Origin of the sequence: Kitasatospora sp. NPDC089509 (genome assembly GCF_044749365.1) — a bacterium.
Classification (GTDB): Bacteria; Actinomycetota; Actinomycetes; order Streptomycetales; family Streptomycetaceae; genus Kitasatospora.
Genome location: NZ_JBIVHS010000002.1, coordinates 677,839 through 692,137 on the forward strand (window position 1 = coordinate 677,839; position 14,299 = coordinate 692,137).

At 74.2% G+C, this 14,299-nt stretch carries 11 protein-coding genes; 7 read left to right on the forward strand and 4 right to left on the reverse strand.

Going from position 1 to position 14,299, the window contains the following annotated elements; genetic code table 11:
* The first annotated feature begins 243 nt into the window (after positions 1 to 243).
* The gene (locus tag ACIP4P_RS06135) at positions 244 to 903 is read left to right on the forward strand and encodes a zinc ribbon domain-containing protein (RefSeq protein WP_400915240.1); all 660 of its coding nucleotides are present in this window, start codon (positions 244 to 246) and stop codon (positions 901 to 903) included.
* Positions 904 to 989: 86 nt separating this feature from the next.
* Here ACIP4P_RS06135 and ACIP4P_RS06140 read toward each other — a convergent pair whose 3' ends face one another.
* Positions 990 to 2,537 (reverse strand): LCP family protein, encoded by a 1,548-nt coding sequence (locus tag ACIP4P_RS06140; RefSeq protein ID WP_400915355.1) that lies wholly within the window; start codon positions 2,535 to 2,537, stop codon positions 990 to 992.
* Positions 2,538 to 2,898: 361 nt separating this feature from the next.
* On the opposite strand from ACIP4P_RS06140, the gene ACIP4P_RS06145 reads away from it, so the two are divergent.
* Positions 2,899 to 3,258: a hypothetical protein gene (locus tag ACIP4P_RS06145; RefSeq protein WP_400915242.1), complete on the forward strand. Its 360-nt coding sequence runs from the start codon at positions 2,899 to 2,901 to the stop codon at positions 3,256 to 3,258.
* A gap of 109 nt (positions 3,259 to 3,367) precedes the next feature.
* Entirely contained in the window at positions 3,368 to 4,603 is a 1,236-nt protein-coding gene (locus tag ACIP4P_RS06150; RefSeq protein WP_400915243.1) for a trans-sulfuration enzyme family protein, read from the forward strand.
* Positions 4,604 to 4,644: 41 nt separating this feature from the next.
* On the opposite strand, the gene ACIP4P_RS06155 is transcribed toward ACIP4P_RS06150, so the two are convergent.
* Entirely contained in the window at positions 4,645 to 6,444 is a 1,800-nt protein-coding gene (locus ACIP4P_RS06155) for a SpoIIE family protein phosphatase (RefSeq protein ID WP_400915244.1), read from the reverse strand.
* 184 nt (positions 6,445 to 6,628) lie between these two features.
* On the opposite strand from ACIP4P_RS06155, the gene ACIP4P_RS06160 reads away from it, so the two are divergent.
* Together ACIP4P_RS06160 and ACIP4P_RS06165 are read left to right on the forward strand one after the other, a co-directional pair.
* The gene (locus ACIP4P_RS06160; protein WP_350513619.1) at positions 6,629 to 7,501 is read left to right on the forward strand and encodes an SDR family NAD(P)-dependent oxidoreductase; all 873 of its coding nucleotides are present in this window, start codon (positions 6,629 to 6,631) and stop codon (positions 7,499 to 7,501) included.
* A 176-nt stretch (positions 7,502 to 7,677) separates the two neighbouring features.
* Positions 7,678 to 8,928, forward strand: coding sequence for an ROK family protein (locus ACIP4P_RS06165; RefSeq protein WP_400915247.1), 1,251 nt, complete (start codon positions 7,678 to 7,680; stop codon positions 8,926 to 8,928).
* Between the two features lie 77 nt (positions 8,929 to 9,005).
* Here ACIP4P_RS06165 and ACIP4P_RS06170 read toward each other — a convergent pair whose 3' ends face one another.
* Positions 9,006 to 10,178, reverse strand: a complete 1,173-nt coding sequence (locus ACIP4P_RS06170; protein ID WP_400915248.1) for a S1 family peptidase — start codon at positions 10,176 to 10,178, stop codon at positions 9,006 to 9,008.
* 248 nt (positions 10,179 to 10,426) lie between these two features.
* Between ACIP4P_RS06170 and ACIP4P_RS06175 the strand changes: the two genes are divergently transcribed.
* Entirely contained in the window at positions 10,427 to 10,942 is a 516-nt protein-coding gene (locus ACIP4P_RS06175) for a hypothetical protein (RefSeq protein ID WP_400915250.1), read from the forward strand.
* 209 nt (positions 10,943 to 11,151) lie between these two features.
* Positions 11,152 to 12,543: a serine hydrolase domain-containing protein gene (locus ACIP4P_RS06180; RefSeq protein ID WP_400915252.1), complete on the forward strand. Its 1,392-nt coding sequence runs from the start codon at positions 11,152 to 11,154 to the stop codon at positions 12,541 to 12,543.
* A gap of 97 nt (positions 12,544 to 12,640) precedes the next feature.
* On the opposite strand, the gene ACIP4P_RS06185 is transcribed toward ACIP4P_RS06180, so the two are convergent.
* On the reverse strand, positions 12,641 to 14,287 hold the full coding sequence (locus ACIP4P_RS06185) for a PucR family transcriptional regulator (RefSeq protein ID WP_400915254.1): 1,647 nt from the start codon (positions 14,285 to 14,287) through the stop codon (positions 12,641 to 12,643).
* Positions 14,288 to 14,299: the final 12 nt, after the last annotated feature.

Here is a 14,299-nt window from a genome sequence, read left to right on the forward strand (position 1 = left end):
CCGGGGGGCGCGGGGCGGGGGCGGGGGGGGGGGGGGCGCCCCGCGCCCGGGGGGGCCCGGGCCCCGGGCCCGGGGCCCCGGGGCCCCTCGGGGCTGGGCGGGCCGGCCCGCGGGGGGGGCCGGCGCGCCCCGGCCCGGGGTTGTGAAGAGAGTGTCAGAAGTTCTTGGCGGAACCGTTCGCGGCGCCCTATCGTCCCTGGGAGCGAACGCCGACGAGGCCACTTTTCAGCAACCGGGGACGATGTGAGTTCCGAGATCAACTTCAGCAACAACTACCGCGACCTGTGCGAACAGCACGGCACCGGCGCGGGGTTCCAGTTCGAGTTCTCCTGCTACCGCTGCTTCGACACCTGGCGCTCGCCCTTCGAGCGCTTCACCACGGGTCAGGTGGCGGGCTGGATAGGCAAGGGCGTCAGCGCGGCCTGGAACCTGATCGGCGGCAACGCCAACACCATCAGCAACGCCGCGGACGGTCTGGCCGGCCAGACCTGGGGCACCGCCCGGGACGCCGCGTTCCGGCGCGCGATCGACAACGCCCAGTCCCACTTCAACCGTTGCGCCCGGTGCACCCACCCCGTCTGCGGCCGCTGCTTCAACCCGGAGCAGGGCCTGTGCTTCACCTGCGCCCCGGACACCGCGGCCGAGGCGGCGGCGGCCCAGCGGCGCGGCCTCAACGACATGGTGACGGACCGGGCCTACCAGGTCGGCCAGCAGTCCGGCGCGGAGTTCGACGTCCAGACCCCGCGCCAACTGGTCTGCCCGCAGTGCCGGACGGAGACCCACGGCACGCCGTTCTGCCCGGGCTGCGGGTTCAGGCTGGCGCAGCCGGTCCAGTGCGCGCAGTGCCACAAGGACGTGCCGGAGGGCTCGGCGTTCTGTCCGTCCTGCGGGACGAGGCGCTGAGCCCTCCGGCACGTCGGCCGGCCGAACGGGGCGGGGCGCCCGCGGACCCGAAGTCCGCAGGCGCCCCGCCCCGTTGTCGCTCCGGGTCAGCCGTACGACACGTTGGCGCACGGGTCGTCGTCCGCCGAGCGGGCGGTGCCGCTGACGCTGCTCGGCAGCGGGGCCGGGGTGCCGGGGGTACCGCCGGGTGCCGAGGAGGCCGCGGCGCTGCCCGGGTCGGCGGCGGCGAAGTCGCGGCCGACCACCACGCTCAGCCCCCGGACGCCGGGCTCGACGGTGGCCCCCGGGAAGAGCTTGGCGACCTCCTCGGCGGCGCTGCGCTCGCCGGTGCCGTACTCGACCACGGTGGTGCTGCGGGGCTTTCCCGTCGCGTTGCCGACCGTGGTGACGGTGTAGCCGGCGCCCTTGAGGGTGTCGGCCGCCTTGCCGCCGACGCCGTTCTCGCCGGTGCCGTTGAGCACGGCGACCTTGGTCCCGGTGCTCTTGGCGGCCGCGGTGGGGGAGGGCGTGGCCTCGGCGGGCGGGGTGCTGGGGGCGGGCGAGTCGGTGGCGGCCGGGCTCGCGGCGCTGGCGTCCTGGCCGTCGATGGTGCGGTCGGCCTTGAGCGCGGCCCAGAGCTGGTCCACGTCGGGGTGGACCAGGGCGACCCGGGGGCCGTCGTAACGCCAGGGCGCGGTCAGGAACTTGATGTTGTGGAGGTCGACGTCCTTGACCGACATGGCGAAGGACATCAGCTTGGCGGCCGAGCCGAGGCCGGGGTCGACGGTCAGCGACTTGGTGGCGGCGTCGGCGAGCGGCAGCAGGGTGGTCGGGTCCATGCCCTTGGACTTGACCGACTTGATGAGGGAGGACAGGAAGGCCTGCTGGCGCTTGGTGCGGCCGATGTCGGAGCCGTCGCCGATGCCGTGCCGGACCCGGACGTAGTCCAGCGCGGACTGGCCCTGGACCGTCTGCTTGCCCTTGGCGAAGATCAGCTTGCCCTTGTGGCCGAGGTTGGGGTTGAGGTCCCCCTCGTAGACGTTGTTCGGCAGGCAGACCTCGACGCCGCCGACCGCCGAGGTCATCGACGCGAAACCGCCGAAGTCCACCACGATGGTGTGGTCGACCCGCAGGTTGGTGAGCTTCTCGACGGCGTTCTGGGTGCAGGCCGGGTTGCCCTGCTCGGTGTTGCCCACGGCGAAGGCGCTGTTGAACATCACCTTGGTCTGCGCCTTGGTCCACTTGCCGTCGGGGAGCTTGCACGGCGGGATGTCGACCAGGGAGTCGCGGGGGATCGAGATGCCGACCGCGTGCTTGTGGTCGGCGTAGATGTGCAACAGGATCGCGGTGTCCGAGCGGGCGCCGTCGTCCCCGCCACCGCCCAGGTCGCTGTTGCCGTTGCCGCGGCTGTCCGAGCCGATCATCAGGACGTTCACCGGGGTGCGGCCCTGGGCGTCCGGCGCGGCCGCCTCCGGGCGGTCCTTGCTGAGGGCGTCGCCGTCGAAGGTGGTGATGTTGCTGTTCAGGCGGTAGTAGACGCCGCCGCCGGCGAGCACCAGCAGGGCGGTGCAACCGGCCGTCGCCCAGAGGACCTTCTGCTTGGTGCTGCGCTTGGGCTTCGGCTTGGCCCGGCCGGCGGTGCGGGCGCCGGATATCTCCTGGCCCGAACCTTCCCTGCTCGAACCGTCTTTGCCCGAACCGTCCTTGTCCGTTACGGACTTGCGGTTGGCGGCTCTGCGACCGCCGCCCGCCTGCGCCGAATTCCCGCTCTCGGTGGAACCCCTGCGACCCGACACGGCGTCATCCTCCACAGTTGCCACGGAACCCCCGTCGAAGCGGTGGCTTGCGTGGTCCTGGGTCGGATCCGGTCCGGGTCGGCCTATCGCTAAACTTTTACACCGCTGTAAAACTTTCAGAGGAGCATACTAAGCGTAGATGAGAAAAATACTGGTCAGACCATGAGAGAAGGTCAGCCGGGTCTCATCTCCGTCGCTCCGTACCCGCACGAGGAGCACGATGACTCACCGGATCGCACGTTCGATAGCCGGCGCCCTGGTGGCACTGCTGGCCGCCGTCGGCCTCAGCGCCGCGGCGTCGAGCGCGACGGCGGTGGCCGCACCCCGGACCGTCGCAGCCGCCCCCGCTGCCGCCGCCCCCGCCGCCCCGGCCGCCGACGCGCCCACCCGGGTGCGGCAGGCCGGGACCGCTGACACCGCCGTCCAGCAGCTCGCGAGCAAGCCGGAGAAGAAGAAGTCCGGCTTCTTCGCCAAGCTCGGCAAGTTCCTGCTGGTGGTGGTCATCCTGATCATCCTCTTCATCATCCTGGTGATCTGGGGCATCGTGCACCTGGTGCGGAAGCTGTTCCGCCGCCGCTGAGGCGTTGGGCCCGTCCCGGGTGCTTCGGTGTCGAACCACCGCCCGGGACGGGCCACTTGATCGCGATTGGCCCTGGCCGGGGCGCGCGGGCCCGGCCGAGCATGGGGACATGAGCGACCACCCCGAGCACCCCGCCGTCCCCGCCGAGCCCGTCCTCCCCGCGGACCCCGCTGCGCTGCGCCCCGAGAGCCGGCTCGTCCACCCGACCCCGGTCGACCCCGGCGGCCGCCCGATGGGCATCCCGCTGCACCAGAGCCACCTGTTCGCCTTCGAGAGCAGCGAGGCGCTCACGGCGGCCTTCGCCGGACCGGACGGGGCGTTCTTCTACAACCGCTTCGGCAACCCCACCGTCCGTGCGCTGGAGGACGCCGTCGCCGACCTGGAGGGCGGCGCCGCCGCGCTCGCCACCGCCTCCGGCATGGGGGCGATCAACACCGTACTGCTCGCCCTGCTGCGCTCCGGCGACCACGTGATCGCCCAACGGAGCCTGTACGGCGGGACGTTCGCGATGCTGGCCGACCTCGCCGAGCGGTGGGGCGTGGAGCTGACGCACGTCGGCGGGGACGACCCGGACGAGGTGGCGGCCGCGCTGCGGCCCAACACCCGGCTGCTGCACCTGGAGACGGTCTCCAACCCGACCACCCGGGTCACCGACCTGCCCGGGCTGATCGCCGTCGCGAAGCGGGCCGGGGTGCTCAGCGTGGTCGACAACACCTTCGCCACCCCGCTGCTGTGCCGGCCGATCGAGCACGGCGCGGACGTCGTGGTCCATTCGGCCACCAAGTACCTGGGCGGGCACTCCGACGTCCTCGCCGGGATCGCCGTCTTCGCCGACGCCGAACTGCACCGGACGGTGTGGCACTACGCGACCGAACTCGGCGCCAGCGCCGACCCCTTCGCCGCCTGGCTGACCCTGCGCGGCCTCCAGACCCTCGCCCTGCGGGTCCGCCGCCACTGCGACACCGCCCTCGACCTGGCCACCCGGCTGTCCGCCCACCCGGCCGTCACCGCCGTCCACTACCCGGGCCTGCCCTCCCACCCCGACCACGAGCTCGCCCGCCGCCTCCTGCCCGCGGGCCACGGCGGCGTGCTCGCCTTCGACCTGGCCGGCGGCCGCGAAGCGGCCCGGGCCTTCACCGGCGCCGTCCGCCTCGCCTCGCTGGCCCCCTCCCTCGGCGGCGTCCACACCCTGGTGCTCCACCCGGCCAGCACCTCCCACCGGCAGCTCTCCGACGAGGAGTTGGCGGCGGCGGGCATCGGCCCCGGAACGGTCCGGGTCTCGGTGGGCATCGAACACCCCGAGGACCTCTGGGTCGACCTGGAACAGGCCTTGGCGAAGCCGTGACCGCCGGCTCCCGGCAGTGCCGCGTCCCGCCGGAGGGCCCGTCAACGGGCCCGGGGGCGGGCGGCGAGCAGGGCGATGTCGTCCTCGGCGGCGGGGGCCGGGGGCGGCGCGAGGGAGTGCAGGACGGCGTCGAGGAGGTCGTCGAGGTCGCCGGTGGCGGGGAGCCGGAGCGCGGCGAGGCGGGCCAGGGAGGCGTCGATGTCCTCGTGGCGGCGTTCGACCAGGCCGTCGGTGTAGAGGAGCAGGGTCTGCCCCGGGCCGAGCGGGTGGGTGGTCTGCTCGTAGCCGCCGAGGCCGGTGCCGAGCGGTGGGCCGGTGGGGACGCGCAGCAGCTCGGTGGGGCGGTCCGGGGTGATCAGGGCGGGCGGCAGGTGGCCCGCGCTGGAGAGGGTCCAGCGGCCGCGGCCGGGGTCGGCGACGACCAGCAGACAGGTCGCCGGGCGGGCGGTGTCGTCGGCGGAGATGACGTGGTCGAGCTGGCGCAGGATGCGGTGCGGGGGCAGGTCGGTGGCGGCGATGTCGCGCAGCGCCGAGCGGTAGTGGCTCATGTCGACGGCGGCCTCGACGCCGTGCCCCATCACGTCGCCCATCACCAGCAGGGTGCGGCCGAACGGCAGCCGGACCGTCTCGTACCAGTCGCCGCCGACCACCGAGCTGCTGCCGGAGGGCAGGTAGCGGGAGGCGAGGGCGAGGTTCTGGTGCGGGTTGCCGGGTTCGCTCAGCAGGGCCCGCTGGAGTTCCAGGGCGATGCCCTGGGAGCGGGTGTAGCGGCGGGCGTTGTCGATGCCGGTGGCGGCGCGGGCGGCGAGGTCGCCGAACAGGGCGGCCTCGTCGGGGGTGAAGGCCGGGGTGGCGGCGGTGCGCCCGAGGGTGAGCAGGCCGACCAGCCGGTCGCGGGCGGCGAGCGGCAGGACGAGCAGCGAGGCGGCGCCGGGCGGGCAGGCGTCGGCGGGGCCGGGTTCGGCGAGCACGGCCACGCCGGTGGCCAGGCTGCGGTCGGCGGCCGAGCCCTCGCGGTGGCGGACGGTCTCGCCGGGGTGGGCCAGTTCGGCCAGGGCGGCGTCGAGTTCGGGCCCGGCCCGGACGGCGGTGCGGTGCAGCCGTTGGCCGCCGGCCCGGCCGGGGCGGGTGGGTTCGGCCTCCGGCGGCAGCACGTCGACGATGGCGAGGTCGGCGAGGCCGGGGACGGCGAAGGCGGCGAGCTCGGCGCAGGTGGTGCCGATGTCGAGGGTGGTGCCGATCCGTTCGGCGGCGGCGTCGAGCAGGGCGAGCCGGGCGCGGGCCTGGTGGAGTTCGCGCAGCTGTTCCCGGGCCGGGTCGGGGTCGTCCAGGAGGACCACGATCACGCCGGTGGTCCGTCCGGCGTGCCGGAGCGGCCGGTAGCGCACCCGCAGGCCGGGCGGGACGGGGGAGCCGGGGGCTTCGGGGCCGCCGGTCACGTGTTCGCGGTCGTGTCCGTCGGCGAGGACCCGGCGCAGGACGGTGAGCGCCCCGGCGAAGGGGGTGGTGTCGGCGGCGCGGCCGAGCAGGTCGGCGCGGCGCAGTCCGCTGACGGCGGCGAAGGCGGGGTTGAGGTAGCTCCAGCGGAGGTGCTCGTCGAGTACGGCGACGCCGACCGGGACGGCGGCGAGCAGGTCGCGGAGCAGGTCCGGGTCACTGTCGGGGCGGTCGCTACCGGGGCGGTCCTCGCCGGGACGGTCGTCCTCGGGTCGGTCACTGCCGGGACGATCACTGCCGGTGGAGGCGCCGAGTCGTGCGGCGAGGGCCGCCGCGGTCGCCGCCAGGGAGCGGGCGTCCGGGGGCGGGCCGTCCGCTGCTCGGTTGCCGTGCCGGAAGTGCATAGGCCCATGATCACGCGCCCGGGTGCGGCACGCCCACAAGTGGGTGAAACCTTGACTGGGCGGAGACGTTGTCGTAAGGAAGCGGCGGCTGGTTGCGTGTGCGCGCACGCACTTGTAGAGTGCGTGCACACGCACACAGTCATCGGCCTCCGGCGACCGACCGGAGGCCGCGAGGAGGGCCCGCATGGCAGTCACCCCTTACCCCGGCACCCGGATCGTCCTGATCACCGGCACCTCCTCCGGGATCGGCCTCGCCGCCGCGGTGGCCGCCGCCCGGGCCGGCCACCGCGTGATCGCCACCATGCGCGACACCGGACGGGCCGGCGACCTGTTGCGCGCGGCCGAGCGGGCGGACGTCGCCGGGTGGATCGAGGTCGAGCGCCTCGACGTCACCGACCCGGCCTCGGTCGCGGAGTGCCTGGCCGTCGTGCTGGAGCGGCACGGGCGGCTGGACGCCGTGGTCAACAACGCGGGCGCGGGCTTCGTGGGCACCGTCGAGCAGGACGGGCTGGCGCCGGTGCGCGCCGCCATGGAGGTCAACTACTTCGGCGTGGTCGAGGTGACCCGGGCCGCGCTGCCGCACCTGCGGGCCAGCGGCGGCCGGGTGATCACCGTGACCAGCGTCGGCGGCGTGGTCGGCCAGCCCTTCAACGAGGCCTACTGCGCGGCCAAGTTCGCCGTCGAGGGCTTCATGGAGTCGCTGGCGCCGGTCGCGGCCACCGTCGGCGTCGCCGTCACCGTGGTCGAACCGGGCGCGGTGGCCAGCGAGTTCATCGGCAACCAGGGCCTCGACGTGCCCGCGCTGGTCGCCGCCGCCGGACCGTACGGCCCGGCCCTGCAGGCGTACGTCGACCGGACGCTGAAGGCCTTCGGCAACGCCCAGACCCCCGAGGAGGCGGCCGCGCCGATCATCGAGGTGCTGGCCGCCGAGCGGCCGCCGCTGCGGGTGCAGACCTCGGAAGCGGCCCGTGCCTTCGCCGGGACCAAGCTGGCCGACCTCGACGGGTCGGCGGTGCAGGCGATGACCGGCGGTTGGGTGGCCGCCGCGGGCCTCTGACACCGGAGAGGGGTCGGGGCGGACCGGGCGGGTCCGCGCGGCGGGCGGTGGGTGATCACCGGTCATACTTGGGCGGCGGCGCCCGACACCGGGCGCCGCGGGTGATGCCAGGGCGTGGTCCGCACCGTGCGGACCCGCCCCGAGCAGCCCGTCAGCAGCCCAGACCGGAGGAACCGATGAGCCCCCACCAGCCGACCCGTCGCCCGGTGGCCGGGGTCCCCGGGGTGCCGTGGAACCGGCAGCGGCTGCGCAGCAACAACGAGTGGCTGCTGCTGGAGCTGCTGCGCACCGGCGGTGGCACCTCGCGGGCCCAACTGGCCCGGGACACCGGGCTGTCCAAGCCCACCGTCTCCGCCGCACTGGCCGAGCTGGAGCAGGCCGGCCTGGTCCGCGAGGCCGGCCGGGTGGCCCCCGAGCGGGGCCGTACGGCGGTGCTCTACGAGGTCGACCCGACGGCCGGGCACGTGCTCGGCGTGGACATCGGCCGGGCCCGGCTGCGGGTCGCCGTGGCGGACCTGGCCGGCACCGTCGTCGCCCGGCGGGACGTGGCCAACCGGGGGCGGACCGCGGACGCCGTCGCGGACGCGGTGGTCGCCGCGGCGCACGAGGCGATCGCCGAGGCGGGCCTGGCGTCCGCCGACATCGTGCACGCGGTGATCGGCACGCCCGGGGTGTGGGACGAGGAGCGGCGCGGGGTCCGGTACGCCACCAGCCTGCCCGACTGGGGCCGACCGGGGCTGTTCGACCGGATCGCCGAGGGGCTCGGCACGGCCGTGACGGTGGCCAACGACGCCAACCTCGCCGCGCTCGGCGAGTACACCCTCGGCGCCGGGCGGGGCAGCCGGATGTTCGCCTACCTGTTGGTCGGCACCGGGCTCGGGGTGGGCGTGGTCAAGGACGGCGAGCTGCTGCTCGGCGCGCACGGTGCGCTGGGCGAGATCGGCCTGGTGCCGCTGCCCGCGGTGCCTCCCGCCGCCGCGCCGCTCGCCGCGGGTCAGGACGTGCCGGACGCGACCACGCTGGAGCAGGAGGCCGCGGCGGACGCGGTGGTGCGGGCCGCCCGGGACTTCGGGCTGACGGGGACGGGCGGACGACGGCTGACCGCCAAGCAGGTCTTCGCCCGGGCCCGGGCCGGGGACGAGGCGGCGCTGCGGGCGGTGCGCTGGGAGGCGGACCGGCTGGCGTACGCCGTCGCCGTGCTGTCCGCGGTGCTCGACCCGGACCTGCTGGTGCTCGGCGGCGGGATCGGCAACAGCGCGGACCTGCTCCTGGAACCGCTGGAGCAGGCCCTGCGCCGCTTCGCCCCGAGGTGTCCGACGCTCGCACCGAGCCTGCTGGGGGAGGAGGCGGTGCTCCTCGGCGCGGTGTCCACGGCGCTGGAGGCCGCCCGCCCCGCGGTGTTCGAGCGCCGGACGGCGGGGTTGTGAGGACGGGGCTGTGAGGACGGGTCTGTGCGGACGAGGCCCGGGGGGTCGGGTGGGGCCGTCCCCCCGGGCCGGCCGGGTCAGCCGGTGGCCAGGGTCAGGCCGTAGGTGCTGAGGATCGGGTTGACCGGCTGGAAGTAGGTCTCGCCGCCCGAGGTGCAGTCGCCGGAGCCGCCCGAGGTGACGCCCTGGGCCTGGTTGCCGGAGATGAAGGAGCCGCCGGAGTCGCCGGGTTCGGCGCACACGTTGGTGCGGGTGACGCCGTAGACGCTGCCCTCCTGGTAGTTGACGGTGGCGTTCTGCTCCTCGACGCTGCCGCAGTGCCAGCCGGTGGTGGAGCCGGAGCGGCAGACCGCGCCGCCGACCGGCGTCTCGGTGGAGCCGCCCACCGTCACCGCGCCGCCCTGGTAGTCGTTCACCTGGGGCTGGGCGGTCCAGCCCGCGCCGGCCGCCACCCAGGACCAGTCGTTGCCGGGGAAGGTCGAGCCCTGGAAGGTGCCGATCGAACTGCCGTCGGAGGTCGTGGCGTTGGAGCCGGGCTGACCGCAGTGGCCGGCGCTGACGAAGCCGGGCTGGCCGTTCTGGGTGACCGGGAAGCCGATCGAGCAGCGGGCGGCGTTGTCGATGTAGTACGCGTCCCCGCCGTGCAGGTCGGCGAGCGGCCGGGGCGCGGCGGTGGCCGGCTGGACCCGGACCAGCGAGCGGTCCACCCCGGAGGCGTCCAGGAAGGCCGCGGTGCGGGCGTCGTCGGCGGACTGCACCACGACGGTGTTGGACCGGACGTCCACGTACCAGAGCGGGGTGGCGTCCGGTGCGGCGGTGCCGGAGGCCCGGTCGAGCGCGTCCTTGACCCGGTCCAGGACGGTCAGCGGGTGCTGGACGACGGTCGCCCGGCCGCCGTGCGCGGTGATGGTCCGGGCGGCGGACGGGTCCGTGGTGGCGACCGTCAGTTCGGACTGCGGCCCGTCGATCCAGGCGCCCGCCCAGCGGTCGCCGAGCGCCCGGGTGAGGGCGCTCTGCACGGCGGCGGCCCGGCCCTCCCGGGCGATCCGGTCGGCGGCGGCCCGCGGGGCGAGCCCGAGGTCGCGCTGCATCGCGTGCAGCAGGGCGGTCGGTACCGCGGCGGTGCGGATGGGGGCGGCCAGTGCGGCGGTTATGGACGGATCGTCAGCGGGGGCGCTGACGGCGGGTGCTGCGGTGAGCGCGACGGTCGCCAGGGCAGCGGCGACCGCGAGCGAACGGAACCGGAGCATGGGGGTCTCCTCGTTCGGCGTGGGGGTTGCCGGAACCGTAGCGATCCGTTTGTGGTGTCCGGAACATGTCATAGAGCCCCGCGTGTCAGGGCTATACCCCCGGCCGGCGCCGCGCCGTCGCGTTCGGTGGTCGGAAGGTCTCGATCTGCCAACAAGTGACGGAACGGTGGTCGGTGCGTGTGCGAAGTCTGCTTGAATCACACGTCCCAGACACCGATCACCCACGCGGAACGGAGCGTTCCCCCTTCATGCCCTCCCTGATACCCGGGCGCCGCAGGACGGCCGGCCTGGCCGGATTCGCCGGACTCGTCCTCACCGTCGGCCTGGCGCTGACCGGTTGCGACCCCTCGGCGGCGGATGCCAAGCCCTCGGCCACGCCGAGCGTCGCGGCCAGCCCGACCGTCGCGCCCGCACCGAGCGCCCCGGCCGCCACCGAGCCCGGCCCGGCCACCCCGGCCCCGCCCTCGGTGTCGGCCCCGCCGGTCGTCCCGCCGCCGTCCGCCCCGCCCGCCGCGCACCCGCCGACCCCGACCGTCAAGCCGCAGCCCAAGGTGACCACGGCGCAGCCGCCGAAGGACCCGGAGCCGCAGCACACCCAGGCGGCGGCCGGCGGTGCGGAGTGCGAGATCCGCTCCAACGCGGGCAACTGCTACGCGGCCGGGCAGTTCTGCCGCAACGACGACGTGGGCCGGAGCACCCACGACGCCAACGGGCGGATGATCACCTGCCGGATGGTCAGCGGCAAGCCGCACTGGCAGGCCTGAGCCGGTCGGTGAGGGTGCTCCGGCACAACTGCTCGTAGGCGCCGGACGCGCCCGCTCCGTCGTGCGGCGGAACCTCCGTGTACTGCCTGATTCGTCCGGGCGGAGGAACTTTCCCCGAGCTCTCCTCGGCCCGGACGAACACGTGACGCAGGCCACCGACCTAGCATTCCGGAAACGTCGGACCAGCCTCACGCAGACGGAAGGTGCACATGTCGAAGATCCATGAAGTCCGGACCTGGCTCCAGGAGAACTTCGCCGCGCTGTTGGCCGAGCACCAGGTTCCCGGCGCCGCGATAGCGGTGCTCGTCGAGGGCGAGGTGATCGATCACGCGGCGGGCGTCCTGAACAAGGCCACCGGCGTGGAGTCCACCGTGGACTCGCTGTTCCAGATCGGGTCGATCACCAAGGTGTGGACGACCACCCTGATCATGCAACTGGTCGACGAGGGCCGCCTCGACCTCGACCGGCCGGTGCGCGACTACCTGCCGGAGTTCGCGCTCGGCGACGACACGGCTGCGGCCGCGATCACCGTCCGGCAACTGACCTGCCACACGGCCGGCTTCGAGGGCGACTTCTTCACCGACACCGGGCGCGGCAGCGACGCGGTGGAGAAGCTCATCCCGACGCTGTCCGACGTGCCGCAGCTGTTCCCGCCGGGCGAGCGGTTCTCGTACAACAACGCCGGCTACTGCGTGCTGGGCCGCATCATCGAGGTGCTGCGCGGCAAGTGCTGGGACGACTGCGTGCGCGACCACCTCTTCGTGCCGCTCGGCCTGACCCACGCCGCGGTCGGTCCCTACGACGCGATCCGCTACCGCGCCGCGGTCGGCCACATCGTCCCGAAGCCGGGCGAGGAGCCGGTGCCCGCGCCGGTCTGGGCACTCGCCAGCTCGAACGCCCCGGCCGGTTCGATGCTCGCGATGCGCCCGCGGGACCTGCTGACCTTCGTCCGCATGCACCTGAACGACGGCACGGTCGACGACGGCGGCCGGGTGCTGTCGCCGGAGTCGTCGGCCGCGATGCGCGAGCCGCAGGTGGAGGTGCCCACGCTCGGAATCATGGGCGACCGCTGGGGTCTCGGCTGGATGCTCTTCGGCTGGGAGGGCGGCCAGGTGATCGGCCACGACGGCGGCACGATCGGCCAGTCGGCCTTCCTGCGGGTGGTGCCGGAGCGCAAGGTCGCGGTCGCGTTGCTGACCAATGGCGGGCGGCCGGTGCACGTCTACCACCAGGTGCTCGGAAAGCTGCTCGACGAACTCGCCGACGTGACACTCCCGCCACTGCCGCAGCCGAACCCCGCGGCCGCCCAAGCCGATCTGTCCCGGTACGTGGGCGCGTACTCGTCGATGGTCGCCGACAACGTCGTCACGGCGGAGGACGGCAGGCTGTGGATCGAGCGCACCCCGAAGGGGATCTTCGCCGAGCTCAGCGCCGCGCCCCCGGCGAAGCAGGAACTGCTGCCCTACCTCCACGACACCTTCGTCGCCGTCCTCCCGGAGGTCCCGGGCCTCCACCTGGCGCACGCGTTCGTCGGCGACGACGGCACCGGCCGCGCCCAGTTCCTCCACACCGGGCGCGCCGACCGACGGGTGCCCCGATGAGCGACGACGCCCTGGGCCCGACCGTCCGCTCGGAACCCGTCGAAGCCGCGTGACGCCGACCGCCCGAAGCTCGAAGGGTCGGAGCCACCGGTCCTCGTCAAGTCTCTTCAACCGGAAGGGCTTTCCCCTTCCGAGCCAGCAGATGCAGTTGCACCATCGCCGCGAACCGGTCTCCCGGGGCGTCGAGATCGATCCCGCCGACCTCCGCGACCCGGCGCAACCGGTACCGGAACGTGCTCGGATGCACGTACGCGGCGGTCGACGCGAGGCCGATGTCGCCGAAGGAGTCGAGCCAGCACCGCAGCGTGTGCACGAGCTGCGAATGGTGTTTGGTGTCGTAGGCCAGCAGCCGCGCGATCGGCCCGGTCGCGACGTCCCCGCGGGCCGCGGAGAGGTCCGCCAACTCCAGCAGCAGCGCTTCGACATGCGCGTCCTCGGCGGTGATCGTCCGCCGTGCGCCGCCGTCGGTGAGCAACACGCGCAACGCCCGGTCGGCCCCGTCGCGGGAGGCGCGCAGGCCCGAGCCGTCGAGCGCGAGCGGTCCGACGCCGATGGCGGCGGCGGCCCCGCGGCCGGTGCGTTCCAGGAAGGCCGACGCGACGCGTACCGAGCGTTCTCGCCGATCGCCGTGGCTCCCGGGCATCGGGACGATGCCGTACGCGACATCGCCGACCAGCGCCACGGCCGACCGGGGCTGGACGGCGCTGAGGTGCATGGCGAACGCGTCGGCGAGGCGCTGGCGCTCCGCGACGAGCCGGAGGTCGTCGTCGGGGACGTCGAGGAGTCCCATGGCGAGCACGACGGTCGGCTGCCCCAGCAGGCCGAGGCGTGCGATGGCCTCCGGCGCGCCGGAGCCCCCTTCGAGCGCGGTGCTCACCAGATCGGCCCGCAACCGGCGCCCGACATCGGCACCCGCGCGCAGCCGGAGCATGTGCAGCGCGACGATCTTCGAGGCGTCGACCAAGGCGGAGGTGCGTTCTTCGCTGAGCTCGTGGTCGACTGCGGCCCAGATCGAGCCGAGGATCTCGTCGCCGGCTCGGACCGCGACCGCGACCCTGGGCATCGCGATCTTCTCGTCGTAGCCGTCCGGGTGGACGTAGACCGGCCGCTGGTCCCGGTAGAGGCGTTCGAAGACGCCGTCCTTCTCCAGCTGGCGGGTGAAGCGTTCGGGCACCTGGCGGCCGAGAACCGTTTCGATGCGGGAAGGATCGGCCTCGTCCTGGCGGCCGGAGAACGCGAGCACGCGCGAGTCGCGGTCCTCGATGGTGACCGGCGCGTCCAGCAGCGCGGCGACCGCGTTGGCGAGTGCGAACAGGTCGCCGGACGGTATCCCGCCGAGCGACTGCGGGGAGACATCGCCGATGTCGCCCTCGGCGAGCAACGTGCGGAGCATCGCGGCGAGTTGTGCCCACGACGCCCCGCCGGCCAGCCCGAGCAGCGCGACCCCGGTGGAGTCGGCCGCCCGGACCAGCTCCGTCGACGCGGAGACCGGCGACCGCACGACCAGCGCGGCGCCCCCGCGTTCGCCGACGGTGTGCAGCAGCTCCGCGATCTCGTCGGTGTCGCGCAGACCGACCCCGAGGACGACCGCCTCGGCCGGGAACTCGGCGTCGTCGTGCGGATCGTGGATCACCACGCCGCCTAGCTGCCGCCGGGTGTCCCGGCCGACGGCGACCGGTTCGAGGAGCACGTCCCCGAGGGCTTCGAGGACGCGCCCCATACTCGCGTGCGGCCTGTTCGGCACGGGTATCAGTAC

Excerpts from the sequence above, each read along its gene's own strand:
- ACIP4P_RS06145 (WP_400915242.1), top strand. The coding sequence starts at position 2,899 with ATGACTCACCGGATCGCACGTTCGATAGCCGGCGCCCTGGTGGCACTG.
- ACIP4P_RS06165 (WP_400915247.1), top strand. The coding sequence starts at position 7,678 with ATGAGCCCCCACCAGCCGACCCGTCGCCCGGTGGCCGGGGTCCCCGGG.
- ACIP4P_RS06155 (WP_400915244.1), bottom strand. The coding sequence starts at position 6,444 with ATGCACTTCCGGCACGGCAACCGAGCAGCGGACGGCCCGCCCCCGGAC.
- ACIP4P_RS06175 (WP_400915250.1), top strand. The coding sequence starts at position 10,427 with ATGCCCTCCCTGATACCCGGGCGCCGCAGGACGGCCGGCCTGGCCGGA.
- ACIP4P_RS06160 (WP_350513619.1), top strand. The coding sequence starts at position 6,629 with ATGGCAGTCACCCCTTACCCCGGCACCCGGATCGTCCTGATCACCGGC.
- ACIP4P_RS06180 (WP_400915252.1), top strand. The coding sequence starts at position 11,152 with ATGTCGAAGATCCATGAAGTCCGGACCTGGCTCCAGGAGAACTTCGCC.
- ACIP4P_RS06150 (WP_400915243.1), top strand. The coding sequence starts at position 3,368 with ATGAGCGACCACCCCGAGCACCCCGCCGTCCCCGCCGAGCCCGTCCTC.
- ACIP4P_RS06170 (WP_400915248.1), bottom strand. The coding sequence starts at position 10,178 with ATGCTCCGGTTCCGTTCGCTCGCGGTCGCCGCTGCCCTGGCGACCGTC.